This is a genomic window from Bacillus sp. P4_D3 (genome assembly GCF_056401855.1).
Window position 1 is genome coordinate 1 of the sequence record NZ_JBFUIN010001295.1, and the last position, 575, is coordinate 575.

Below are 575 nucleotides of genomic sequence, written 5' to 3' on the forward strand. Positions count from 1 at the left end.
CCATAGTACTAAGAAGAGTGGTAAACCGATGTAAGAAACAAGTACACCGTTCCAGTCGATAGCTGCTCCCGTAAATGCTCCGTAGTTTTGACCTAAAATAACGATAACACAAAGTGTAAATGCAAAGATTGGACCGAACGGGAACCATTTCGCTTGATATGGTAAATCTTTTAAATCTTTCCCTTGTGCAATATAAGCTTTACGGAAACGGTAATGACTAATAGCAATCCCTACCCAAGCAATAAATCCTGACATCCCAGAAGCATTTAATAACCAAATGTATACAACACCGTCACCGAATAAAGAAGCGATGAAAGCGACGCTACCAACTACTGATGTTGCGATTAATGCGTTAACAGGTACACCGCGGCTATCTAATTTGCCTAAGAACTTTGGTGCTTTTCCTTGGCGAGCTAAATCCCAAAGCATACGAGTTGATGCATACATTCCAGAGTTACCAGCAGATAGAACTGCAGTTAAAATAACAGCGTTCATAACAGAAGCAGCGAAGGCAACGCCCGCTTTTTCAAATACAAGTGTAAATGGACTTACTGTAACATCACTCGCTGCAAGGC

General features: G+C 41.4%; 1 protein-coding gene. It reads right to left on the minus strand.

Annotated elements, in window-relative coordinates:
* The coding region (locus AC1DTM_RS30905; RefSeq protein ID WP_477001755.1) for an amino acid permease at positions 1-575 on the minus strand (575 nt) is incomplete at both ends.